The following is a 25109-nucleotide window of genomic DNA, read 5'->3' as shown; positions in this document are numbered from 1 at the left end:
GTCTGTTTGTTTTATAAATGCAAACCATTATTATTCAAATAGTAAGGTTATGTAATGAAAAAGAAAGCGATTGCCTGTGTAATAGGGGCGGTTTTTTCCGGACAGTTATATGCGGCTCAGATGCCGGTGGCTCAGGCAGAAATAGAGCCTGTGGTGGTCACGGCTGACCGCAATGCGCAAACCTTGGATAAAGCCGCGCCGAATGTGTCGGTTATCGGACGTAAAACCTTGAATCAAGCCTCGGCGCAGAATTTGGACGATATCGTGATGTATGAATCCGGCGTCAGCGTGCCGTCAGACAACAACCGCCGCGGTCATGCCGGTATCAATATCCGAGGCATAGACGGCAACCGCATTCTGATGATGGTAGATGGCGTGCGCATTCCCGAATCTTATGCAGGCGGTGGCTCCAACGGCGCGATTTCGGGACGCGATATGGTCGAAAGTGACACGCTTAAGCAGGTCGATATTGTCAAAGGCCCTTATTCCGCGCTGTACGGCAGCGACGCGCTCGGCGGCGTGGTGAACATGGTGACGCTTTCTCCGAGTGATTTCGTCGATGCGGGCAAACGCGGTCATTTCGGTTTGAAACACGGCTACCGCAGTCGCGACCGCAGCCATGGCGTGACGGCGACTGTGGCAGGTTTCCATGAAAACGCCGAAGGTCTGCTGATGCTGACGCGCCGTCAAGGTCATGAAACCGAAAACATGGGCAGCGATACCAGCTACTCGACTGCGCGTACTGCCACCAATCCACAGAAAAACAATGCCTACAATATCTTGGCGAAAGGCAATATCGGCAACGAACACCACCGCTTGGAAACTTTGTACGAACAGTATTACCACGCCAACGATACCGTATTGGCAAACGGCTTGGGTTCGCAATCGCGCGGACCGGTAACCATCGCAACATCTGAGAGCAATGCCCGCGACCGTATCCGCCGTCAACGTATCGAAGCGGGCTACCGCTACACTGGCGAAGGCCATCTGAAAGAAGCGAACCTGACTGCCTATCAGCAAAAACTGCGTACGGAAGACGATGCCGTCGATGCGAGCATTACGCGTATGGGCGCGCGCCAATTAGGTAATTCGACCCGTTATTCCGACTACGGTTTCAATCAGACCATACGCGGGCTGAACGGGCGCGGCGTGTGGGAATTTGACGGCACGGTCAAACAAACCGTCGTTGCCGGCGCCGAATACAAACACACCGAGACCGCCCGTCCGCGCGACAGCCTGACAGTGGACAATCTGACCGGCGCCGTCAGCAAAGTTTATGCAGGCAGCACCTATCCGAATAAAACTTTCCCTGACAGCAAGCGCAAAACGTTCAGCGTTTACGCACAAGACAGCCTAACCTTCGGCAACGGCATCGTCCTAACTCCGGCCTTACGTTACGAAAAAGACAAGCTGAACACGTCGACCGACCAAGCCTATCTCAATGCCAATCCCGGCGGAACGGCGACGCGCTTCAGCGATTCCGCGTTTACGCCCAGCCTGCGCCTGAGTGTGCCGATGGGTGAGCAGTTCACCGGTTTTGCCACTTATTCCCAAGGCTTCCGCACGCCGCCGTTTGACAGCGCGACCATGGCGTTTGCCAATACGACCTACGGCTATGCGGTCATTCCCAATGCCAACCTCAAATCCGAACGCTCCAATAGCTTTGAATTGGGGATGAAATTCAAAAACGAACGCGCCCGTGCGCAAGTCACCGCGTTCTACAACCGTTACCGTAACTTCATCAACCGCACTGAAATCGGTACCTCCACCGTTGGCAGACGCCCGATTATCCAGTACCAATATCAAAACCTTGATCACGTCAAAACCTACGGTGCCGAAGCTTCTGCCGCCTACAAATTCCTGCCGGGCTGGCAAGTCTCCGGCAGCATCGCTTGGATGCGCGGTGAGCAGCAGGACGGCAAACCGTTGGATTCCGCTTATCCGCTCAACGGTGTTTTGGGTTTGGACTACACGCAGGAAAAATGGGGTGTCGGCACCAAGCTGCGCTGGTCGAAAAAACACAGCCGCGTCAGCAGCGACACTGTTTTCCAAGCGCCGGGTTATGGCGTATGGGATATCGGCGCGTGGTACAAGCCGTTTAAAAACCTCGAAATCGGCGCAAACATCTACAACGTCGGCAACAAAAAATACTGGCAGCACGCAGACGTTGCCGGCATGAGCCGTACCAGTGTGATGGACTTGTACACCGAAACCGGCCGCAATTTCGCCGCAACCGTACAACTGAAGTTCTAATGTGATTCAACCGTTTTCAGACGGCCTGAGAAAACGAGCAGGCCGTCTGAAAGCATTCGACAAGGAAAAACAATGAAACTCAAACTCCTCCTGCTTTCCGCGTTTATTTCGTTGGCCGGCACTGCACACGCGCAACGCATCGTCGTGTTGACCCCCGATACGGCAGACATCGTTGCCGCGCTCGGCGCATTGGACGAAATCGTCGGCCGCGATCAGACCGTTCAAAATCCGGCGTTGAAAAACAAGCCCAGTATCGGCATTCATCGCCGTCTGACGGTTGAACCGATTGTGGCCGCTAAACCCGACATCGCCATCGGTTCATGGATGGCGCAGCCTGCCGATATTTTTGCCCACCTGCAAAAAGCAGGCATTAAAGCCGTCAATGTTGCGCCCGATGACAGCATCGCCGCCTATCCGCAAAGTATCCGCAACATCGGTCAGCTTATCGGTAAAAGCGCACAGGCGGACAAGTTGGCCAGTAAGTGGCAGGCGGATATGAAACAGCAGCCTTCCAGCGGCAAACGCTACCTCTTCAGCTACGACGGGCGCATCGTATCGGGCAAAAATACTGCCGCCGACGAAATCATCCGCCGTGCCGGCGGTATCAATGCCGCAGCCGCCATTGACGGCCTCAAACCGATGACGCGTGAGGCATGGATTGCGGCCAAACCTGACATCATCATTATTGCCGACCACAACACCGCCATGATAGGCAACGTCAAAACCTTTGCCGCACGCCCCGAAATCGCTGGCTCGCCTGCCGCGAAAAACGGCAAGATTTATTTGTGGAAGGCCAACGATATGTTCCGTTACGGACTGGATACGCCGCAAGTGATTCAGCGTTTGCACGGTTTAGCGAAATAAACGCACCTGTTTTGAAAAGCCTGCCCGATTTTTGTTTTCAGACGGCCTTGATTTGTTCCTTCTTATTGAGGAGGAAGCAAAACGGTTGTCTTAAAAATGCCGTCTGAAACCGTTCCTCAATCCGTTTAAACCGCATGATGTCATGAAACCGCATACCCTTACCCTTTGCCTGCTGCTTACTGCCACCGCCGTTTATTTGTGCTGCGGCATCGGTTTTGGCGCGTGGGAGTCGCCGCTGGCGATGGATGAAACCGTCCGCCAAATCCGTTTACCGCGCATCTATACCGCGCTTTTGGTCGGGGCCGGTTTGTCCGCTTCGGGTGCGGCATTGCAGGCTTTATTCGAGAACCCGCTGGCCGATCCGAGTTTGATCGGGACGTCGGGCGGGGCGGCCTTGGGCGTGATTGTGTTATTGGCTTTGGGTGGCGGCGCGATGGGTGTACCGGCGGCGGCTTTTCTTGGTGCATTGGGTGTGTGCCTGCTGATTTTGGCAGTGCACAAACTGCTCGGCGGCGGTACTTTAGGATTGCTGGTGTTGGGTTTTGTGTTGAGCGCGTTTTCGGGCGCGGTAGTCAGTATGATTTTGTTTTTATCGGACGATTTGGTATTGCGCAGCGCGACCACATGGCTGTCGGGCAGCCTTGCCGAAGCCGGTTTCTCATCGCCTGTTGCGGCAATCGCAGTCATGTTGCCAGGTTTTCTGATTTTGTTATCCGCAGGCAGGCGGTTGGACGTTTTGATGACGGGCGAAGACACGGCTGCCAGTATGGGGGTGTCGGTCGGGGCATTGCGTGTGCAAACCGTAATCGGCGCGGCATTGATGACAGGGGCAGCGGTATCGCTTTCGGGCATCATCGGTTTTCTCGGCATGATGATCCCCAATGTGCTGGCGCAAACCGTCGGCGGCAGCCGCCGCAAACTGATTACGCTGTCGGCTTGGTTGGGCGCAGTGTTTTTGATGGTGGTGGACGGCGCGGCGCGCTGGCTGACATACCCTGTCGATCTGCCGGTCGGTATCGTGATTGCCTTATTGGGCGGACCGTTTTTTATGTATTTGTTTATCAAGCCTTTGAAAAGCCGTTGATGCTTAAACAGGCCGTCTGAAACTTTATTGCCCCATATCTTTTCTATGCACACCTTATTTCAAATCTGTAATCTTTCCGTCCGCGTCCAAGACAAAACCCTGCTTGAAATCGATCAACTGGATATACCTTCGGGCATGACCGTCATTATCGGCCCGAATGGTGCAGGCAAATCTACTTTGCTGCGGGCCTTAATCGGGCAAACAGGGCAGGGGGGAATCATGCTTTTCGGTGAGGCCGTTGCGCCGCAAATCCGCACGGGCAGGGTGGCATGGGTCGGGCAGCATGGCCGTTACAATATGCCGATGACCGTACGCGAATACATTGCGTTGGCGTCATTCGTACAAAAAGGCCGTCTGAACCATGAATGGGCGGACGAGTTGCTCGATTATTTTGATTTGACGGCATTGGCGGATAAGCGCATCGGCAAGCTCTCAGGCGGCGAACAGCAACGCGCCAACATCATCCGCGCCCTGTTGCAAAACGCGCCGGTCTTGCTTTTGGACGAACCGTGCAACCATCTCGATATCCGCCATCAACACCGCCTGATGCAGTATTTGGTCGGGCATTCAAGCCGTGCCTCATCAATACTGGTATTACACGATTTGAACCTCGCCGCGCGTTATGCGGAACATATTATCTTGATAAATAAGGGAAAAGTCGTTGCAGCAGGCAAGGTGGGCGAAGTGATGCACTCCGACTTGCTTGAATCGGTTTACGGTTGGCAGATACGCCGTTGCGAAGATGAGGCAGGGTTTTATTTCAGAAGCTGAGCACCAAAAGGCCGTCTGAAAAACGATAAAGAAAATTTATTTTATCGTTCAAAAATAAAACGAGATGGGAGGATGTCCCCGACTTGAAGAAGCAGATTTTGCACATTTCACAAGTAAAATGCCGATTTCCATCAAATATAAATACATTTTATTATTTATAGAATACAATATTTTAAAATAATACTGATTTTTAATTACGTAAAAATATTGACAAGAAAATGATGATGGTTATTTAATATATAAATCTTATTAATAACTTTTATTAATCATTATCATGGTACAGCAGCTTGTTTGGACTCCGAAACAATCCGCGCCCAAGGCATTTCCCGAACGTCAGGCATTAATGCCCGTTTGGGGCGGCGTTCCAATGCCGCGTCCCCAGTGGCAGAACATTTGGAAGAAAAAGCTTCCCCATGCCACGGATATGGACGCGCTTGCTTATCTGCATATTCCATTTTGCGCCAACCATTGCGTTTTTTGCGGCTTCTACCGTAATGCGTGGAAGGACAGCCAAAGCAGCGTGTACACCGACAAAATTATTGAAGAAATGGCCGCTGAAGCCGAAGTCCGTACAGGCAAGGGAAAAATCCGAGCCGTTTATTTCGGGGGCGGTACGCCGACCGCGTTGCTTACGGAAGACCTCGTCCGCCTGATTCGTGCCTGCTACCAATATCTGCCGCTTGCCGAAGACTGCGAGTTCACCATAGAAGGGCGCATGAGCCATTTTGATTTGGAAAAAGCACAGGCTTGTCTCGAAGCAGGGGCCAACCGTATTTCCATCGGCGTGCAAACCTTCAATACCGCCATCCGCCGCCGTCTCGGCCGCAAACACAGCGGCGACGAGGCGTTTGAATATTTGGCAAAATTGTGCGAACTCGATGCCGTGATTGTGGCCGATTTGATGTTTGGCCTGCCCAATCAAACCGATGACGTTTGGCAAAACGATATTGCCCGCGCCGCCGAGCTGCCTCTGTCAGGTTTGGATACGTATGCATTCAACCTTTATCCCATGCTGCCCATCAACCGCATGATTGAAAAAGGCGCATTTCCGACACCGCCGGGCTTTGATATTCAGGCAGATCAATATGCCTACACGGTTGAAACACTGCTGGAAAAAGGCTGGGAACAGGTCAGCAACAGCCACTTCGCCTATCCCGGTCGCGGCGAACGTAACCGCTACAATACCCTGATCAAATCCGACATTCCCTGTTTGGCGTTCGGCTCCGGCGCAGGGGGTAACTTCGGCGGTTTCAGCTATCAGGTGCAGGGCGATTTGGAGAGTTATCTCGCCACGCCGAAAGGCGAGAAAAACATCGCATTTATGAGCGGTCATAGTCCAAATAAAGCACTTCTCAGCAAAGTCCAGCACGATATTGAAACAGGCCGTCTGAATCCATTATTGTTCGACGGCAACAAAGCAGCGCAAAAGCTGATTGCCCAATGGCAGGAAATGCAGCTTTTTAAAGAACCCGATTCAGACGGCATTATCCGTTTGAATACCAGCGGCCGTTATTGGTCGCCCACCCTTATCCGCAAACTCATGCTCACTCTTCCGACTCAAGAAAAGGATCAAACCATGCAAAAACTTTCAGCCGAACAACAAACCATGTTGCGCCAATCATTGGAAAAAAATCCCGGCCAAGTGCTGGAAATGCTGGCCGCGCAAAACCAATGCAGTTTTGAAGACGTTATCCGCTGCCTGCCTGAAGAGAATGTGCGCCAAACCGAAGGCAGCCGCATTGTCGAAATTCTCCAAGCCATCGCCGCATGGGATGAATCCGTTACCTTCATCGCCCATACCCCCGATGCCATCGTCGAAGTCAGCGGCAAACTGCCGAACGGCAAAGTCGGCCGCGGTTTCTACAACTTTGACCATCCCGAAACCGACGGCGGCGTACACGGCCACATCTACTATGAAAACTGCGCCTCCATCTACCTTTTGGAACGCCCGTTCATGGGTAAAGCCACTTGCTCGCTCAACTTTATCAACCGCAACGGTGGCGCCATGTTTAAAATTTTCGTCGGCCGTGATGAAGCAGGCGAGTTGAAACAACACCAAATCGAAGCCATGCGCAAACTGTTTGATGCCGCTTAAACGGTTTCAGACGGTCTGAAAATCCGTTCCTTGTTGCATAGAGGAGCGGATTTTCTAACAACAAACATCTACCATACAAAGGAATCTCAAACATGCAACTCATCTTCGGAGCCAACGGCCCGTCCGGCCGCGCCTATATCCGCACATTGACTGACTCAGCCGATACCGTCGCCGTATTGAGAAGGCCGTCTGAAGACAGCTTTTTTGCCGAACACAATATTCAAACCGTCGTCGCCGATGCGCTTGATGCCGACGCACTCGATAAAGCGTTGGCACAATACCGTCCCGATACCGTGATCAGTTTTGTCGGAGGCAAAAACGAAGAGGGTATCCGCAGCGATGCGCTGGGCAATATCAACATCATTGCCGCTACGAAAGCCGCTAATCCGCAAGCCCGCTTTGTACTGATTACCAGCATGGGCTGCGGTGAACAATGGGACATGATGAGCGAGCCGTTCAAACAGGCACTCGGCGAAGCCGTCCGTGCCAAAACGGAAGCCGAAATCTATCTCAAACAAAGCGGTTTGAATTGGACTATCTTGCGCCCCTGCGGCCTTGCCGATGGCGAAGATAATGCCTATACCTTGACACAAAATGCCCAAGAAATTCCGCAAAAATACATGACGCGCAACGGCTTGGCCGCTGCCGTTGCTGCCATTGTCGGCCAAGCGGACAGCAAGGACGAAACGTATAGCGTTGGTGCGGCATAAACGGATTGAGTAGGCCGTCTGAAACTGTCTTTTAATTGTTTCAGACGGCCTGATTTTTTAACATACTGTTTTTATTATAAACTTTAGCAAAGAAATCAAAATAACAGGCATAATAAAGACCGGAACATATCCGGTCTTTATTAATGGTTTCGCATTTACGCTTGGTAACCTTTCGCTTCGGCAAGCAGGGCCAGCAATTCTTCAGTCGTATCCCAACCGATGCAGGCATCCGTAATACTTTGACCGTAAACTTCAGGCTTGTCTTGACGGCCTTCAACCAAGTGGCTTTCCACCATCACGCCCATGATGTTTTCTTCACCGGCTTTCAGCTGCGCCGCAACATCGCGAGCTACATCCATTTGTTTGCGGAAGTCTTTACGGCTGTTGGCATGGCTGCAGTCCACCATCAGTTTGCTGCTCACGCCGGCTTTTTGAAGCTGCGCAACCGCGTCTTTAACGTGCTCCGCGCTGTAATTAGGCTCTTTACCGCCACGCAAAATCGCATGGCAGTCAGGATTGCCGCTGGTGTGGACAATCGCGGAATGACCGGCTTTGGTTACAGACAGGAAGTGGTGCGGATGATTGGCGGCACCGATGGCGTCGATGGCGATTTTCAGATTGCCGTCCGTACCGTTTTTAAAACCGACAGGGCAGGAGAGGCCGCTGGCCAATTCGCGGTGTACCTGGCTTTCAGTCGTACGCGCCCCAATCGCGCCCCAAGAAATCAGGTCGGCGTAGTATTGCGGCGTAATCATGTCCAAGAATTCAGTCGAAGCAGGCATGCCCATTTCGTTCAAAGTAAGCAACAACTGACGCGCTTGGCGCAGGCCGTAGTTGATGTCAAACGTACCGTCCAAGTGCGGATCGTTAATCAGACCTTTCCAGCCAACGGTTGTACGCGGTTTTTCAAAATACACGCGCATTACAATCAGCAGCTCTTTCTCATATTTTTTGCGCAAGGGCAGCAATTTTTGCGCATATTCTACCGCCGCCTTAGTATCGTGAATCGAGCATGGGCCGATGATGACCAGCAAACGGTTGTCACGGCCGTGAACCAAATCCGCAATCTCATGACGTGTTTTATAAACCAAATTGGCAACCTGAGGTGTAACAGGCAGCTCATACAAATGTGCGATTGGAGGGAGTAACTCTTTGACTTCTTTGATCTTAATATCGTCGGTAGGGTAGTGTTGGGACATGATGGACTCTCTTGTTTATTTTTGATACAGGTTACAGGTTTTAGCAGAATTAAACAAGGCTTGATTTTTTGTTTTAGCAATTTTATTCTAAAATTTCTTTATTTAAATTATTTTATGGAATTTAAAATCAGTTTATTTATTTAAATTAGAATTTAATGCTATTAAAAATTTCATTTATATAATAAAGGGCTTTGAGTTTTTATCAAAATACAGGCCGTCTGAAAAAGTTCAGACGGCCTTTCTTTAATTAAAACAGGATACCCAATCTCATCTCAATCTATATTGCGAACAATTATTTTGCAGAATTGCTAACTTGTTTCATCCAGGCAAACAGTTCGTCCAAGTCATAATCGCCGCTGTGGCCGATATCCCAAGGCAGGGCGTAGTCGACGGTTTGGCCGTTGTTTTGCAGTTTGGCGGCTAAGACGGCGGAGACTGCCAGTGAGGTGTCGCGGTCATTGGTGCCGGCGCGGATGCGCCAGTTTTGCGGCAGGTTTACGCCCGGTTTGCCGATGTAGTTGAGCGGGTTCATGATTTTGATGGTTTCTTCGTCCGCGATTTCGGCGTTGGCAGCGGTGTTGTGTTGAAGAGGTAAACGGATACGATAACCAATACTAAGGCCGTCTGAAACGCCAAGTTGGGTTTCAGACGGCCTGATTTTTTGTAACGTTATGTAGTGTTGTGCGTTGCGCTGTGAAGTAATATTGGCTTGGATTTATCTATTTGATAAATATAAATTTAATGAGGAATTATGCCTTGAAAATCCTATTTATCCGGTATCTGTAAAAGTTTGAATCTGCCTTGTAAATCAGTATGCAGGACCGATATTTTTGCTTGATCCCCAGATTAGTTCTATTTGTCAGAACGTTTTGCTCAATTCGACAAACATTTTGGTTTTGCCGTATTCGTAGAACTTGTCGTTGCTCCATGTTTTGTTGTGGGCAATGGTCAGGCGCGGGGTGATACCTTTGAAATGGAGGGCGCGGTGCCATACGCTTAGGGAGGCGGAGGCTTCTTTGTCGCGGCGGTTTTGTTCGTTGCTGAAGAAGCTGGGGGCTTGGTAATGGCGTTGGGCGGCGCTGAGGCGTAGGACGGTGGAGAGGCCTTTGGGCCATTCTTGTCCCCATGTGGTGCGCAGGGCGTAGCGGTTGAAGCTGTCGCTTTTGTCGTCGCGGTTGCGTTCGCGGTAGAGGTCGATACCGGCTACCCAGTATTGGCGCGCGTTGCGGTAGTACACGATGGAGTTGCTGAGCAGTTGGCTGGTGTTGTTGGAATGCTCGCGGCGGCCGTTTTTCAGACGGCCTGCTTCAAATGCGCTGAGGGTTTGCAGCTTGGGTTGCCACCAATGGTTGTAGTGGAGGCGTGCGCCGTTGGTGTAGGTGTAGGGGTCGTTGCCGTAGAAGCGGCGTTCATGGAACGGGGTCATGCCGATATCGTTGCGCTGGTCGGCATAGCCGATGCCTGCCGAAAAGCGTGTGGTGAGGTCGTTGTAGTTGGTGTGTTTGGGATAGATTTTGCCGTAATGGTCTGCGCCTGCCGTGGCATAGAAGCCGCGGGGCAGCGACCATTTTTTTTCTGCGCCGATTTGGTAGTGGACGGCGGTGGCATCGATGGGCTCGGGGAATGTCCAGCCTCGGAAGCAGTCGTCGTCGGGATAGGCTAGGCGCACGGCGCGGCATTGTTCATCGCTCAGGTGGTTGCCCAGACGGCGTTGGCCGGGGGCTTGGTTGATGTTTTGTTCGCGCGTGATGTTCAAGCCGGCATTGAATTGCCATGAGTCGCGTTCGCGCAGGGCTTTGCGGTAGGTTTCGATGCGTTCTTGCAAGGCAGGCGGGAGGGATTCGGTTTGTAGTTTGTCGAACTGGTCGGCTGCGGCTTCGTTTTGTTTGTCTTCAAACAAGGCGGTCGCAAGCTGCCAGCGGACGGCGGAGGCATCGGGTTGCTCGGCGATAAAGCGGCGGTAATGGCCGATGGCTTCGGCGGCGCGTCCTTCGGATTGGGCAAGCAAACCTTTGGCATAGCGTGCCATGGCGCGGTCGTGTTCTGGCCATTGTTCGTAAATGGGCAAAACGGCTTTGATGCCGGGGATGTTGTGGGCGACGACGGCGGAATACATGGCGCGTGCCAGTAATTCGGTGTTGGCAAGCAGGGTATCGGCATCGACGTTGATGATTTTTTCAGACGGCCTGTTTGTCTGCTCGGCAGTGATGTTGTGCGTTTCGGGTTGTTGGGGTTCGGCTGTGTTGACTTGAAGCTCGGGTTTCACATCAGGCGGCACATCGGCGGCGTGAAGGGAAAGGGGAAGGATGGCGAGGAGGAGCAGACGTTTTTTCATGGCAATGTTTGGGATGTTATCGGTATAAGTGGGCAGATTGTACAATGTTTTGAGTCAGAAATTTTACAAACCGAGTGCCATTATATCTGATAAAGACGACAAAAGGCCATCTGAAACCCGATGGGATTTCAGACGGCCTTTATTTGCGAGTCGGATTTAGTTTTGGTCCAAGTCCAAATCCAAATCGGCTTTGTATTCGATACGGCCTTGGCCTTTGTCTTCGATGGAAACGTCCAGCTCTTGTTTGCCGCGTTTGAATTTCAGATCGGCATCGTCGTGTTTGATTTCAGACTCAACCACATGGAAACCTTTGCTGCGCGCGTGGGCAATCACTTTTTTGGCCAAGGAAGGAATGGAATTGCGTTGGCCGGAAAGTTCGGCTTCGTATTCAAATTCGCCGTCGCCTTGATGATCGGCTTTGATGGTGTGCGCGCCATCCGGACGGTAGATTTCGGAAGGCAGCGGGGAGGCGAATGCCGTGGCGGAGAAAAGAGCCAAAATGCCGGTGGCCAGTAACGATTTTGCTTTGGTCATCGGTTTTCCTTTCTGAAAAGGGTTTTGAGAACGACATCATCTTATCGGCAGGTATGAGGGGCGGCAAGCGGATAAACTTGATTTTACGTGCGGCTACATGATTTGTTTGGAGGGCGTTGGTTCTTTGCTTTGGGCTGGTGTTTGCTTGCAGAAAAATGCTGCTGGGAAAGACTTAGCCGAGGTGGAACAATTCGCTGCCGTGCGCCTTCAGCCATTGTTCAGCTTGGTCGACATGCGGCGTGAGCGAGTGAGTCAGAGCCCAAAACGCAGGGCTGTGGTTGGGATGGCGTAGGTGGGCGAGTTCGTGCAGGCAGACGTAGTCGGTGACATATTCGGGCGCGCCGATGAGCCGCCAGTTGAGGCGGATGCCGGTGGTGTGGCGGCAAACACCCCAGAAGGTTTTGGCGTTGGAAAGGGAAATGGCACTCGGGGTCAGGCGGGTGATTCGGATATGGCCTTCGAGGCGTGGCAGCAGATATTCGTGCGCACGTTCGTGCAGAAAGCGGCGCAGGTGGGTCAGTTGGGCGGAGGGTTCTTTTTCGGGCAGCAGGATTTCAGACGGCCTGATTTGTATGTGGTTTGCTGCGTGGACGGACAAGGCCGTCTGAACGCCTTGATACCAAATCCATTCGGGAAGCGAGTCGGTGGGTGTTTGTCGGGTCGGTGTTTTGTTTAGGGTACGGCGCAGGATGGCTTCGTTGTCGTTCAGCCATTGGGTAAAAGTGCGCTGGGTAACAAACGGAGGGATATTGATGCTGACGGTATCGGCGGAAACGGGACGCAAGATGAGGTTTTTCTTGGCGCTGCGTTTGAGCTGGATATGAATAGTAAGGCCGTCTGAAAGGGTGTGGGTATGGAGGCGGGGCATGGTGTTTGAGTGAAAAGGGCGGGTATAGCGGCCCACCCGATGGAATGATTTATTTGGTTTGGGGCGCGAACGGGCCTTGTCCGGTAATCAGGGGCTGTTGGCTTTCGATCCATTGCTCGCATTGGGCCATGAGTTTGGCTTCATTGCCGTTGTTGTGGGCAATGGGTTTGCCGATGATGACGCTGACTGTGCCGGGGTATTTGAGGAAGGAGTTGCGCGGCCAAAATTCGCCGCTGTTGAGCGCGACGGGGACGATGTCCATCTCGAACATTTTTGCCATGCGCGCGCCGCCGAGCTTGTAGCGGCCTTTTTCACCGGGCGGCAGGCGTGTGCCTTCGGGGAAAATGGTAATCCAATAGCCTTCGTTTTTACGCGCAAGGCCTTGTTCTAAAAGTTGTTTGTTGGCTTCGCGGCTGTTGCTGCGGTCGATGCCGATGGTTTTAACCAGCTTCAAGCCCCAGCCGAAGAAAGGGATTTTGAAGAGTTCGCGTTTGGCAACATACACTTGCGGCGGAAAAATCTCTTGCAGGGCGAGGGTTTCCCAGCCGCTTTGGTGTTTGGCGCAAATGATGGCAGGGTGGTCGGGAATGTTTTCCGCGCCGCTTAAGGTGTAGTTCAAACCGATGATGTGCTTGAGCGACCAGTTGAGGATGCGCACCCAAATTTGCGCCATTTTGTGCGCACCGCCTTGGAAGGGCAGGGCAAGCAGCATAAAGGGGAACAGCAAAATAATGCTAGAGGAAAGGATGAACCAGTAAATCAGGTTGCGGATAATCAGCATATCGGGGAAAAGTCTGTCGTTTGAAGGCCGTCTGAACGCCGTTGTCGGCAGTTTCAGACGGCCTTGTCGTTTATAGAATGGCTTGCGCGGCTTCTTCGATTTGTGTGTTTTCACGCATGATGTATTGCGAGAAAGCGAGCAGGTTGTCGAAGACTTGGGTGTGTTCGGGCAGTTCTTGCTCGTGTTTGGCCAGCGTTTTTTTGCCTTTGCCGGTCAGGACGAGTGCGGGCTTGCCGCCTGCGGCATCAATGGCTTGCAGGTCGCGCAGGCTGTCGCCGACCAGCCAGGTTTCGGCGGCATTGGCCTTGAAGCGTTCGATAATGTCGATAATCATGCCGGGCTTGGGTTTGCGGCATTCGCAGTTGTCGGCGGCGGTGTGCGGGCAAAACCAAATGCCGTCGATGGTGCCGCCTGCTTGAACGGCAAGGCGGTGCATTTTCGCGTGCATTTCGGTCAGGTCTTGCACGGTAAAGTATTTGCGGCCGATACCGGATTGGTTGGTGGCCACGGCGATGGTGTAGCCTGCCTGCGTTAAAAAGGCGATGGCATCCATGCTGCCTTCGATGGGAATCCATTCGTCAACGGATTTGACGAAATCGTCGCGGTCTTGGTTGATGACGCCGTCGCGGTCGAGGATGATGAGTTTCATGGTGTAGACTCTTATTTTTCTGCTTTCAAACTGCTTTTCCATTTTTCAAAGGCCATCTGAAAAACGGGTGTCAGTTTGGCGAAGGTTTCCGGGGTGTTTTTGACGTGGTAGAAGCCGCCGAGCGAGGGCGTGTCGAGGGCGAGGACGTAGTCTTCCATAAATGCGCCGTAGCCGTCTTCTTCGTCGGTGTAGTAGAACTCGGTAAACCGTTGGCCGAGTTCGGTAAAGTCGTCCGCCGTCAATGTGCCGTCCATGTGTTTGAGCAGGAAGTGCCGTCCGCTGATTTTGCCCGAGGTCATGGCGGCGAAGTCGGCTGCGGTTTCGGGGGCGGTTTGCCAGACGGGGTTGACGAGGCCTGCCTGCGCTGCCCACTGCCAGTACATGCCGATATGGGTGGCGGCGTTTTCGGGCGGAAGCTGGTCGGGATAGTCTTCGTCGAGATGGAAACGGATATTGTCGTACATGGACGGTGTTCGTTGGGGGAAAGGGGGTATTGTAGCGGAAAATAATGAATTAGGCCGTCTGAAAGAGGGTGTTTCAGACGGCCTTAAGGGAATTTAACCTTTAAATACGGGAACAAGTTCCATTTGGCTCAATATTTGGGCGGCAATGTTGATGATGCCGAAGAGGAAGACCCAAACCATCAGCCAGAATCCGCCGTAAACTTTGTAGTTTTTGCCGACACCGAATTTATGGCGCGAGCGGTAGAGCAACATGGCTGGGATGATGCCTGTCCAGATGGTGGCGGCCAAGCCGACGTAGCCGATGGCGGTAACGAAGCCGGTAGGGAAGAGCAGGCAGGAAATCAAAGGCGGCAGGAAGGTCAGCGCGGCAGTTTTGGTACGGCCGGAAATGCTGTCGTTCCATTTGAAGATGTCGGCGATGTAGTCGAACAGGCCGAGTGTTACGCCGAGGAAGGACGTTGCGATCGCCATGTAGGAAAACAGGGTCAACACTTTGTCCATATTGCCGGTTTGGGCGAACTTGGACAGCGTTTCGATCAGGACGGAAACTTGGCCTTCGGCGGCGATAACCGGTGCGAACTCGTTGCGCGGCAGGTTGCCTTGGATGGCGATTTGCCAGAAGACGTAAATCACCAAGGCAATCAGCGTACCCGACCACAGGGATTTGGCCACTTTGGGCGCGTCGCCTTTAAAGTATTTGAGCAGGCTGGAAACGTTGCCGTGGAAGCCGAATGAGGCAAGGCAGACGGGCAGGGCGGTGGCGACATAAATCCAGTAGCTGGTGCCGGCAGGTGCTTGGGTGTCGAACAGGACAGGCATTTTGGCATCGGCAATCAGGCCGCCTGTTGCCCAAATAAAGGTCAATACCATGCCGCCGATGAGGATGCTGGTGAAGCGGTCAACCAAGCGTGCGGATGCCCAAACGCAAAAGGCGAGAATGCCGAAGAAGACGAGTTGGCCGACGGTGAGCGAGATTTCGCCGCCTACCGCGCTGCCGATGCCTTTGGCGGTCAGGTCGCCGCCGACGAAGATGTAGGCGTAGGTGAGCAGATATAAAACGAAAGCGACGGCAACGCCGTTGATGACGTTCCAAACCGGGCCGAGCAGGTCTTTGACCATGGTGTCGAAGCTCGCGCCGTGCGGATAATGGGTGTTGACTTCCAGAATCATCAGGCCGCTGGAGAGCATGGAAAACCAGGTGTACAGCAACACGGCCAGCGAGCCGGTAAACCATACGCCGGAAGTGGCGGTCGGGTTGGCAAGCATGCCTGCGCCGATAACCGTACCGGCGATAATCATCGCGCCGCCGAATAGGGAAGGGGTTTTGGTTGACATTGTTTATCTTTCTTCTAGAAATGCGTGGCTGCCATTATGCCGTAAAGTGTAAGAAAAGGTAAAGCAAAGGCCGTCTGAAAACCCGATTGTCGTTTTCAGACGGCCTTTTTTATATCAGATTAAAATTAAAAATACCCTTGTAAATGTATCATTACTTACCAATATAATTACTACCTTAAATTACTTCCTAGCTTTGAAAGGTAACAAAAATGTGTGTAGAGCGTGGGGTTGTTATTTCTGATATATTCGAACCAATATATAAAGTAACTTCAACTAAAGAACCTTCTAATCATATAGAAGGCCTTATATCTTATAGGAATAAACTGCTGATTCCGCCGAGGGAGACTTATTTTGAGTTAAAGGAAATTAGTGGTTTATCGTCTAAAAGGAATTTACGATCTTCAGATATTATTAAATATTTAGTTTATTGGGATAAAATTGATTATCCTGTAAATAAAATATGTTTAGTAAGATTGGCTGATCCAGACTTAATAATGTTAGAAGAACAAGGTATTCTTACTAGAACCATGTCCCCCTTTGATAATCATCGAATTGATCCTGATTTATTTTTAAAATCACAATTATGGGCTCTAGAACAACATATAAAATCATCTAAAGGACAATGGACTCTTGCTCAAGATATTTTTGAGACAGATGATTTATACTTTCCTTTGATAAATGAAGATAATAAAAAGCAAATTATAGAGTTTAATTTAATAAATTCACTACCTGTTCCTATTGATAGTACACCAATTTATGAAATTCTTGACTTTAAATATCGAAGAAGAGATGAGTTAATTAGGCTTCGTGAACATTTAGATACTATTTATAATTCTATCATTCAATCTGAAGAGATACAAAAAACTTATCATAAAAAAATACAGGAGATTCAAAAAGATTTATATGACTTAAATAGATTATTTAATGAAAATAAAATACGTACTCGACTAGATTCGATGAAAGCACATTTTCAAAATATATTACCAACAGATAAATATAGCCTTTTTGCTACACCTCCCACTATTGCAAGCATTGCTAAAGAAATACCGCTATTAGCTCCATATATTCCTGATATCGGTGTTCAATTAGCAGCAGGAGCAATGCTTTGTTTTAGTTCTAAATGGCTAAAAAGCCCTCCGATTGTACAATCAGTAGAAAATAGTCCTTTTGCTTATACTTTTAAAATGGGACGCGAATTTAAGACAAACTCATAATATAAAAAGGCCGTCTGGAAATTTCTCAGACGGCCTTTCTATATTACCGTGTCAACATTCAAATCAATTTTCGCAGTTTCAATTCGTTTTTCAGATACGCGTAATAAACCGGCGCGACGATGATGCCGCCGATGCCGAAAATGCGTTCAAAGACGACCATCGCTACCAGCAATTCCCATGCGCTGGATTCGATTTCCGAGCCGATGATTTTGGCGTTGAGGAAGTATTCGAGCTTATGGATGACAACAAGGAAAACCAGCGAGGCGAGGGCGACGTACAGCGATGCGCCGAGGCTTAAAATAATGATGATGGTGTTGGAAATCAGGTTGCCCGCCACCGGAATCAGGCCGACGATAAAGGCGACGATCAGGACGGTCATTTTAAACGGCAGGTCAACGCCGAACAGCGGCAAAACCAAGTAGAGGTACAGGCCGGTCAGGAAGGTGTCGATCAGCGAGATTTTGACTTGGGCGAGGAACACGCGCTCAAAGCTGGTTTCAAAATTGACGATGCGCCGCATCAATTCGGCTTTAAACAGCGGCATTTTGTGGCGGTTTTTGCGCATTTTCAGGCGGTGGAAACTGAGCATGGCGCCGATGATGATGCCGATGAGGATGTACACGAAGGATGTGATGCTGTTTTTACTGATACGGGTCAGCGCGGCGCGGTATTCTTCAATCAGTTTGATCGCCGAGGCTTTGATTTCGGCCATATTGTTGGGCAGCATATTGAGAATGGCCGCAGGCAGGTCTTGGCTGTTTTTGGTGTCTTCCAAAATCGCTGCCAGCTTGGCCAACATAAAGCCGACATGGCCGCCGTGTATCAGGTGGTAAATGCCCAAAGACATCATCGTGATGATGCTGAATACGATGGCCAGCGTCAGCGTGGTGGAAATCAGGTTGATATTGTGCGCGTTGAGCGATTTATGCAGCCGCGTGTTGCGCGGCAAAACATGGCGGCGGAGTTTGAGGATCACGCCATTGGTGCGCGTAATAAAGATATAGGTCAGGATAACCGACAGCAGCAGCGGCAGAAAATGGTAGTGCAAGACAATCAGCAAGGCCAAGCCCATCAAGATATAGGAAGCGTTGCGGAAAGTCGGGTTGTCGGTGTGGGAAGAGAGTAAGGACATGTGAAGCCAATAAGGTAAAAAGCAAAAAAACATGTCAGGCCGTCTGAAAAACCATGTTCAGACGGCCTAACTTAATGACAGCGATTAATCGTGCAATGAGGCCGCGTGTACCGTGTTTTCCAATAAAGTGGCAATCGTCATCGGGCCGACGCCGCCGGGAACGGGCGTAATCATGGATGCGCGTTCTTTGGCGGCATCAAACTCCACGTCGCCGCACAGGCTGCCGTTGTCCAAGCGGTTGATGCCCACATCGATAACGACTGCGCCGGGTTTGACCCATTCGCCTTTAACGAAATTCGGAATGCCTACGCCGACCACCAAAATATCTGCGGCAGCAACTTCATCGGCAAGGTTTTGCGTGGCACTGTGGCAGATGGTTACCGTCGCGCGGGACAGCAGCAATTCCAATGCCTGCGGGCGGCCGACAATATTGGACGCGCCGACGACAACGGCTTTTTTGCCTTTCGGGTCGATACCGTAGGCTTCCAACAAAGTCATCACGCCTTTGGGTGTGCAAGGGCGCATCAGCGGCATTTTGACGACTAGGCGACCGACGTTGTAAGGGTGGAAGCCGTCCACATCTTTATGCGGCTCGATACGTTCCAAAACCGCTTGGCTGTCGATGTGTGCCGGCAGCGGCAGTTGCACCAAAATACCGTCGACGGCAGAATCGCCGTTCAATTCGTCCACCAGTTTCAACAAATCGTCTTGCGTGGTTTCAGACGGCAGCTCGTAAGATCGCGATTCGATGCCGCTTTTTTGGCAGGCCAGTTTTTTATTGCGTACATAAACCGCGCTGGCAGGGTCGTCGCCAACCAATACCACCGCCAAGCAAGGCGTGTGCAAACCTTTTTCCTGACGCGCTTTTACCGCCTGAGCGACCGCCTCGATGCGTTGCTGGGAGATTTTTTTTCCGTCTATAAGTTGTGCAGCCATGATTTTTCCTCCTCAATAGGGATAAATATTGCGTTTAAATTATCGCATTTTTCAGACGGCCTGACACAAAAGAGTGGCCCTGATTACGAAACATAAAAATAAATAACGATTAAAAATAATAGGATAACCAAAAAATGAAAAAATAAAGCAAAGTAAGTGTTGACCGGGTTGAAAAGGGTCTGTATAGTTCAGGTCTTCAGTCGGGGCGTAGCGCAGCCCGGTTAGCGCATCTGCTTTGGGAGCAGAGGGTCGTGAGTTCGAATCCCACCGCCCCGACCACAAAATTCTTAGCACGAATCGGCATGAGCGCCCGTAGCTCAACCGGATAGAGCACCGACCTTCTAAGTCGGGGGTTACAGGTTCGATTCCTGTCGGGCGTGCCAATTTTTACGGTGGCTGTAGCTCAGTTGGTAGAAGCCCTGGATTGTGATTCCAGTTGTCGTGGGTTCGAGCCCCATCAGCCACCCCAAATGAAAGCCTGCATATTATATGCAGGCTTTTTTCCGTTTATACCCGAATTTTACTTCAGATTTAATAGGGTTTCAAAAAAGTATTTATCAAACCGTTTCATCATGGCATCGGCAAAAATGGCGTTTGCCGTGTTATCAAATATCAATGAATACGCAATCAAGCCAGAATATTATACCGTTCGGTATCTTTTTATGGTGTTTCGCCGTTATCATTTATAATACCCCGATTATTTTCTGTTTCATTCCCAAAGGAACCGCATCATGTCCGAATGGTCAGCTCCAGAATTTGAATCCAAAATCTGTCCGCCCGAAAAGTTGGCGGAGCATTTGGCGGCATTGCCCCGTCCGCTGGTGTTTACCAACGGCTGTTTCGATATTCTCCATAGGGGCCATGTAACGTATTTGGCGCAGGCGAGATCGACCGGTGCGGCTTTGGTGCTGGCGTTGAATACCGATGCTTCGGTGCGCCGTCAGGGCAAAGGTGATGATCGTCCGATTAATCCTTTGGAAAACCGCGCGGCAGTGGCAGCGGCATTGGAGAGCGTGGATTTGGTCACATGGTTTGATGACGATACGCCGGCCACACTGATTGAAATGGTCAAACCCGATGTGTTGATTAAAGGCGGCGATTGGCCTGTGGATAAGATTGTCGGTGCGGCCGAGACGTTTGCGCGCGGCGGCAAAGTATTTTCGATTCCGTTTTTACACCAGACTTCGACCACCAAAACTTTGGAGAAAATCCGCGAAGCCGGAGGAGGCGAATGACGGATTTGAACAGCCGCCATTGGGCCTTGCTCGCCGCGCTTTCAGACGGCCTGCCGCAACACGTTTCTCAGTTGGCGCGTGTGGTTGGGATGAAGCCGCAACAATTAAACGGATTCTGGCAGCAGATGCCGGGCCATATCCGCGGTTTGCTGCGCCAGCACGACGGGCAATGGCGCTTGGTGCGCCCTTTGGCTGTGTTTGCCGAAGAATCTCTGCAACAAATGGCCGGAAAACAGGGTTTTCGTGCGCAGTTGAAACACGAATGTTCGTCCAGCAACGATGAAATCATGGCGTTGGCGCGCCAGTCGGCAGATTTGGCGCATAAGGCCTTGTGTGTGGCGCATTTCCAAACCAAAGGCCGCGGACGGCAAGGGCGGAGTTGGGTCAACCGACAGGGCGAATGCCTGATGTTCAGCTTGGGCTGGGCGTTTGACAAGCCGCAGTATGAGCTGGGTTCGCTGGCGTTGGTGGTGGCATTGGCTTGCCGCCGTGCGCTTGCCGATATCGGTTTGGACGTAAATATCAAGTGGCCGAACGATTTGGTCGTGGCCAACGATAAATTGGCCGGTATTTTGATTGAAACGGCTCGGGTAGAGAATAAGACTGTCGCCGTCATCGGCATCGGCATCAATTTTGTATTGCCGAAAGAAGTTGAAAACGCCACTTCCGTGCAGGCCTTGTTTCAGACGGCCTCTAAGCAGGGCGTAAGCGTCAAAACCTTATTGAATGCGGTGTTGGCGCAACTTGATGTGCTGTTGAACGAATACGCGCAAAACGGATTTGCATCATGTATCGGCGAATACGATGCCGCCAACCGCGACACAGGCAGGCCGGTATTGCTGCTTCAAGAAGGGCGCATTGTTCATGAAGGCGTAGTCAAAGGCGTGGATGCGCAAGGCGCGTTGCGTTTGTTGACCGACAATGGCGAGAAAACCATTGTCAGCGGCGAGATCAGCTTGCGTCCGGATAATCGTCTGGTGCAACCTGCCGTCGCCAAGCCGGAACGCTTTTTGCTGCTGGACGGCGGCAACAGTCAGTTGAAATGGGCATGGGTAGAGAACGGCACATTTTCCGAAGTCGGCCGCGCGCCGTATCGTGATTTGACCCAGCTGGGTGAAGAATGGCTGCAATTTGCCGATGAAGATGTGAAAATTGTCGGTTGCGCCGTGTGCGGTTCGGTAAAAAAAGCGATGGTTGAAGAACAATTAACCCGTCCGGTCGAATGGCTGTCTTCCATGCCACAGGCGTTGGGTATCCGCAACCATTACCGCTGCCCTGAAGAACATGGCTCTGACCGCTGGTTTAATGCGCTGGGCAGCCGCCGCTTTACGCAAAACGCCTGCGTCGTCGTCAGCTGCGGTACCGCCGTAACCACCGACGCGCTGACGGAAGACAATCATTATCTCGGCGGCACCATCATGCCCGGTTTCCACTTGATGAAAGAGGCGATGGCACTCAAGACCGCCAACCTCAACCGCCCCATCGGCAAGGTATATCCGTTCCCAACCACAACGCCGAACGCCATTGCCAGCGGCATGATGGATGCCGTTTGCGGCGCGTTGATGATGATGCATGGCCGTCTGAAAGACAAAACGGGCGAGGGCAAGCCGGTCGATATCATTATCACCGGCGGAGGCGCGGCCAGAGTCGTGCAGGCGCTGCCGGAGTCATTCGTTCATGACAATCAAGTGAAAATCGTCGATAATCTCGTGATTCACGGGCTCTTGCATTGGATTGCCCATCGCAACGGACAATAAAAAGGAAAACGCATCATGAAATGGCTGTTTGCGGTCTTGGTCGCACTCAACATCATTGTTTTTGGCAGCATGGTTGCCTATCGGACACAACATAAAACCGCCAAACCCGAATCGGCATTGGAAGGCGGTACGCACGAATTATTGCGCCCGTCTTCTTTGGACGCGCCCAAAGCCGAGCCTCAGCAGGCATCGCAACCCGATTGGGTGGTGGTCGAATCAGACGGCCTGATTATGGCCGAACCTGAATCCGAAGAAGCGGAAGCCTTGCGTAAAAAGCAAGAAGCGCAGCAGTTGAAAGAGAAAAAAGAAAAAATGCGCCGCGAGAAAGAGGCGCAAGAGCGCCGCGCCGCTGAAGAAGAGATGGATGCGGCCGGCGTGGAACGCTTGTGTACCAGCAGCGCCACCGTGGTGATGGATGAAGACGATTACCACCGCATCAAAGGCCTGTTGGGCAAATGGCCTCATGCCGCCAGCCGCAGTATCGAAAAACGCAACGGCGCATCCGGTGGCGAGACTTCCTCCAAAACCTTCCGCGTGGTCTTGCCTGCCGACGGCGACACCTCCGCCCAGCTTGATGCCTTGGGCAGCCGCGGCTTTAGCGGCAGCATTCACAACGGCGAAATCAGCATTGACGTAACACGCAGCCGCTCTTCCGCCCAAGTTTTGATTTCACGCTTGTCCAGCGCAGGTTTCGGCGGCGCACGCATTGTTGAGCAGGAAGACAGAAGCGCACCCGATACCGGTTTGAGCGTGGCGCGCATGACCGTGGTCTTTATGGCGGTTGACGAGCGCGATGCCCAAGACATTAGAAACATTGTCGGCCGTTATGGAAAATTGAACATGAAAACCTGCCGATAATCAGGTCTATTCAGTTTCAGACGGCCTAATCAGCAGTTGGAAAAGCCTGATAAACCGAACGCCACAAAACACGAAACCCACTGTATCGGCAGTGGGTTTCATGTTTTTCGGTTTTGAGTATCTGATATAAAGGGGAACAGGTATGTTTCGTATATGCGCACTCCGAGTATCAAGAGATAATGGGGAAGAGGGGGATAAAATCTGTCGTTTAATGGCTCGGATTAGGACGTCTTCCGAGTGAGTTTGATTATACGCTAATAATAACTATTATCAATAGCAAAACTAAAAAAATAAGGGATTTTTTTGTAGTAGATTGTTTTGTATGGAAATTAAGTTTCTGTATTGGCTTTGCCATGATTGAAAAGGCCGTCTGAACGTCAAACGAACAGGCCGATTGAAATAGGGTAAGGCAAACATTTCAACCCTATATTTCAGACGGCCTTTTGATTTGTTTCAATCACTCATAAACCCAAGCAATCAACATATCCAAAGCCATATAAAATACCGTATAATCAAGACCAAATTAACTTTGCCTGCTTGTCGGGCCGTCTGAAAAATCATGCAACAAACCTACGCCGCCGTACAGCGAGATTTGCTCGAAGCCAACCATCTTTCCCCCGATTTGCTCGCCCAAAGCCTGAGCATTATCGGCGCCAACCATGTCGATTATGCCGACATCTATTGTCAGCGCACTGCCTATGAAAGTTGGCATTTGGAAGAAGGCATCGTCAAATCGGGCAGCTTCCAAATTGATCAGGGCGTGGGCGTGCGTGCCGTTTCGGGCGATAAAACCGCTTTTGCCTACGCCGACAGCCTGTGTATCGATTCGATCAACCGCTCTGCCAAAGCCGTGCGCGTGATTGGTGCGGCCGGCAACGAGGCCAGCGTCAAAGTGCCGACACCTGCCTACGGCAAGCCTGTCCACATGGCGATTGACCCTATTGCCAGCCTTGATTCCGCTGCCAAAGTCGCGCTGTTGAACAAAGTTGAAACGCTGGCCAAAGCCGCCGATCCGCGTATCGTGCAAGTGATGGCCGGTTTGACCTGCGAATACGACATGGTGTACATCGCCCGTCTGGACGGCAAACACGCTGCCGACATCCGCCCGATGGTACGCATGAACGTAACCGTCATTGCCAAGCAAGGCGAGCGTCGCGAGCAGGGCAGCGCGGGTGGTGGCGGACGTTATGATTTGGCGTATTTCGATGAAAACTTGGTGCATCGGTTTGTCGATTCCGCCGTCAAACAAGCCCTGACCAATCTTGAATCCCGTCCTGCGCCTGCCGGCGAGATGACTGTTGTTTTGGGCAACGGCTGGCCGGGCGTGTTGCTGCACGAAGCGGTCGGACATGGTTTGGAAGGCGATTTCAACCGCAAAGAAACCAGCGTTTTCTCCGGTCGAATCGGCGAACGCGTGGCTGCCAAAGGCGTTACCGTTGTGGACCAAGGCGATATTGCCGACAGACGCGGTTCGCTCAATATCGACGACGAAGGCAACGAAACCCGCCGCACGGTATTGATTGAAGACGGTATTTTGGTCGGCTATATGCAGGACGAAACCAACGCCCGCCTGATGGGCACGCAATCGACCGGCAACGGCCGACGCGAAAGTTACGCTTCCGCGCCTATGCCGCGCATGACCAATACCTTTATGGAAAACGGCGGCTATGAGCCGGAAGAAATCATCGCCTCCATCGACAAGGGCATTTACGCCGTCAACTTCGGCGGCGGACAAGTGGACATTACCAGCGGCAAATTCGTGTTCAGCGCATCCGAAGCATGGTGGGTGGAAGGCGGCAAGCTGCAATACCCTGTCAAAGGCGCGACCATCATCGGCAACGGCCCCGAAGTGCTGAAACACGTTTCCATGATAGGCAACGACACTGCGCTCGACAGCGGCATCGGCGTCTGCGGCAAAGAAGGGCAGAGCGTTCCTGTCGGCGTCGGACAACCGACCCTGAGGATTGATGCCGGACTGACCGTCGGCGGTAGCGAAATTTAAACGGCAGGCCGTCTGAAAGGTTTTCAGACGGCC

Annotated in this window: 21 protein-coding genes, 3 tRNA genes and 1 pseudogene; 14 read left to right on the top strand and 11 right to left on the bottom strand. The window is 51.6% G+C overall.

What is annotated here, in order from left to right; all coding sequences use genetic code 11:
• Window positions 1-54 precede the first annotated feature (54 nt).
• The 6 genes from LPB400_RS00350 (at window position 55) to LPB400_RS00325 (ending at window position 7777) form a co-directional block, all read left to right on the top strand.
• Entirely contained in the window at window positions 55-2253 is a 2199-nt protein-coding gene (locus LPB400_RS00350; RefSeq protein WP_070713857.1) for a TonB-dependent hemoglobin/transferrin/lactoferrin family receptor, read from the top strand.
• 72 nt (window positions 2254-2325) lie between these two features.
• Window positions 2326-3117, top strand: a complete 792-nt coding sequence (locus tag LPB400_RS00345) for a heme/hemin ABC transporter substrate-binding protein (RefSeq protein WP_049249087.1) — start codon at window positions 2326-2328, stop codon at window positions 3115-3117.
• A gap of 142 nt (window positions 3118-3259) precedes the next feature.
• Window positions 3260-4201, top strand: a complete 942-nt coding sequence (locus LPB400_RS00340; RefSeq protein ID WP_070713854.1) for a FecCD family ABC transporter permease — start codon at window positions 3260-3262, stop codon at window positions 4199-4201.
• A gap of 45 nt (window positions 4202-4246) precedes the next feature.
• On the top strand, window positions 4247-4972 hold the full coding sequence (locus tag LPB400_RS00335) for an ABC transporter ATP-binding protein (protein WP_070713852.1): 726 nt from the start codon (window positions 4247-4249) through the stop codon (window positions 4970-4972).
• Between the two features lie 274 nt (window positions 4973-5246).
• The gene (gene hutW, locus LPB400_RS00330) at window positions 5247-7067 is read left to right on the top strand and encodes a heme anaerobic degradation radical SAM methyltransferase ChuW/HutW (RefSeq protein ID WP_219089047.1); all 1821 of its coding nucleotides are present in this window, start codon (window positions 5247-5249) and stop codon (window positions 7065-7067) included.
• Between the two features lie 92 nt (window positions 7068-7159).
• Window positions 7160-7777, top strand: coding sequence for an NAD(P)H-binding protein (locus LPB400_RS00325; protein WP_070843538.1), 618 nt, complete (start codon window positions 7160-7162; stop codon window positions 7775-7777).
• Window positions 7778-7932: 155 nt separating this feature from the next.
• Here LPB400_RS00325 and aroG read toward each other — a convergent pair whose 3' ends face one another.
• The 9 genes and pseudogenes from aroG to LPB400_RS00280 all read right to left on the bottom strand — a co-directional run bounded on the left by aroG (window position 7933) and on the right by LPB400_RS00280 (window position 15942).
• A complete protein-coding gene (aroG, locus tag LPB400_RS00320; RefSeq protein WP_070713844.1) occupies window positions 7933-8976 on the bottom strand; it encodes a 3-deoxy-7-phosphoheptulonate synthase AroG in 1044 nt (347 codons plus the stop codon).
• A 292-nt stretch (window positions 8977-9268) separates the two neighbouring features.
• Window positions 9269-9565 (bottom strand): annotated as a pseudogene (locus LPB400_RS00315) (subtype B tannase); the annotation flags it as partial.
• Window positions 9566-9835: 270 nt separating this feature from the next.
• Window positions 9836-11311: a surface lipoprotein assembly modifier gene (locus LPB400_RS00310; protein WP_070584582.1), complete on the bottom strand. Its 1476-nt coding sequence runs from the start codon at window positions 11309-11311 to the stop codon at window positions 9836-9838.
• 156 nt (window positions 11312-11467) lie between these two features.
• Window positions 11468-11845, bottom strand: coding sequence for a hypothetical protein (locus tag LPB400_RS00305; RefSeq protein WP_219089045.1), 378 nt, complete (start codon window positions 11843-11845; stop codon window positions 11468-11470).
• 172 nt (window positions 11846-12017) lie between these two features.
• Window positions 12018-12713 carry a M48 family metallopeptidase gene (locus LPB400_RS00300; RefSeq protein ID WP_219089043.1) on the bottom strand — a complete coding sequence of 232 codons (696 nt, stop codon included), beginning with the start codon at window positions 12711-12713 and terminating at the stop codon, window positions 12018-12020.
• Between the two features lie 49 nt (window positions 12714-12762).
• Complete coding sequence (locus LPB400_RS00295; RefSeq protein WP_049344344.1) at window positions 12763-13494, bottom strand: lysophospholipid acyltransferase family protein; 732 nt, start codon at window positions 13492-13494, stop codon at window positions 12763-12765.
• A 70-nt stretch (window positions 13495-13564) separates the two neighbouring features.
• A complete protein-coding gene (gmhB, locus tag LPB400_RS00290; protein ID WP_049344341.1) occupies window positions 13565-14143 on the bottom strand; it encodes a D-glycero-beta-D-manno-heptose 1,7-bisphosphate 7-phosphatase in 579 nt (192 codons plus the stop codon).
• An 11-nt stretch (window positions 14144-14154) separates the two neighbouring features.
• Window positions 14155-14607 (bottom strand): cell surface protein, encoded by a 453-nt coding sequence (locus tag LPB400_RS00285; protein WP_219089041.1) that lies wholly within the window; start codon window positions 14605-14607, stop codon window positions 14155-14157.
• Between the two features lie 93 nt (window positions 14608-14700).
• Window positions 14701-15942: an aromatic amino acid transporter gene (locus tag LPB400_RS00280; protein WP_219089039.1), complete on the bottom strand. Its 1242-nt coding sequence runs from the start codon at window positions 15940-15942 to the stop codon at window positions 14701-14703.
• A 209-nt stretch (window positions 15943-16151) separates the two neighbouring features.
• Between LPB400_RS00280 and LPB400_RS00275 the strand changes: the two genes are divergently transcribed.
• Window positions 16152-17156, top strand: a complete 1005-nt coding sequence (locus LPB400_RS00275; protein ID WP_219089037.1) for a DUF6236 family protein — start codon at window positions 16152-16154, stop codon at window positions 17154-17156.
• A 58-nt stretch (window positions 17157-17214) separates the two neighbouring features.
• Here the strand turns inward: LPB400_RS00275 and LPB400_RS00270 are convergent, their stop codons facing one another.
• Together LPB400_RS00270 and folD are read right to left on the bottom strand one after the other, a co-directional pair.
• Window positions 17215-18288, bottom strand: a complete 1074-nt coding sequence (locus LPB400_RS00270; protein WP_219089035.1) for an AI-2E family transporter — start codon at window positions 18286-18288, stop codon at window positions 17215-17217.
• 84 nt (window positions 18289-18372) lie between these two features.
• Window positions 18373-19224, bottom strand: coding sequence for a bifunctional methylenetetrahydrofolate dehydrogenase/methenyltetrahydrofolate cyclohydrolase FolD (gene folD, locus LPB400_RS00265; RefSeq protein ID WP_219089033.1), 852 nt, complete (start codon window positions 19222-19224; stop codon window positions 18373-18375).
• Between the two features lie 201 nt (window positions 19225-19425).
• Here folD and LPB400_RS00260 point away from each other — a divergent pair.
• The 7 genes from LPB400_RS00260 (at window position 19426) to tldD (ending at window position 25076) form a co-directional block, all read left to right on the top strand.
• Window positions 19426-19503, top strand: a tRNA-Pro gene (locus tag LPB400_RS00260).
• Between the two features lie 27 nt (window positions 19504-19530).
• Window positions 19531-19607 (top strand) — tRNA-Arg (locus LPB400_RS00255).
• Window positions 19608-19616: 9 nt separating this feature from the next.
• A tRNA-His gene (locus tag LPB400_RS00250) sits at window positions 19617-19693 on the top strand.
• Window positions 19694-19952: 259 nt separating this feature from the next.
• Window positions 19953-20459 carry a D-glycero-beta-D-manno-heptose 1-phosphate adenylyltransferase gene (rfaE2, locus tag LPB400_RS00245; protein ID WP_219089651.1) on the top strand — a complete coding sequence of 169 codons (507 nt, stop codon included), beginning with the start codon at window positions 19953-19955 and terminating at the stop codon, window positions 20457-20459.
• Window positions 20456-22216: a bifunctional biotin--[acetyl-CoA-carboxylase] ligase/type III pantothenate kinase gene (locus tag LPB400_RS00240; protein WP_219089031.1), complete on the top strand. Its 1761-nt coding sequence runs from the start codon at window positions 20456-20458 to the stop codon at window positions 22214-22216. Before rfaE2 ends, LPB400_RS00240 begins: the two co-directional genes overlap by 4 nt.
• A gap of 15 nt (window positions 22217-22231) precedes the next feature.
• On the top strand, window positions 22232-23074 hold the full coding sequence (locus tag LPB400_RS00235) for a cell division protein (RefSeq protein ID WP_070591601.1): 843 nt from the start codon (window positions 22232-22234) through the stop codon (window positions 23072-23074).
• A 559-nt stretch (window positions 23075-23633) separates the two neighbouring features.
• Complete coding sequence (gene tldD, locus LPB400_RS00230) at window positions 23634-25076, top strand: metalloprotease TldD (RefSeq protein ID WP_070460573.1); 1443 nt, start codon at window positions 23634-23636, stop codon at window positions 25074-25076.
• Window positions 25077-25109: the final 33 nt, after the last annotated feature.

This window comes from Neisseria perflava (assembly GCF_019334725.1).
Taxonomy (GTDB): Bacteria; Pseudomonadota; Gammaproteobacteria; order Burkholderiales; family Neisseriaceae; genus Neisseria; species Neisseria subflava_A.
Note: the sequence above shows the minus strand (reverse complement) of the source record. Positions and strands in the feature narration are given on the sequence as shown.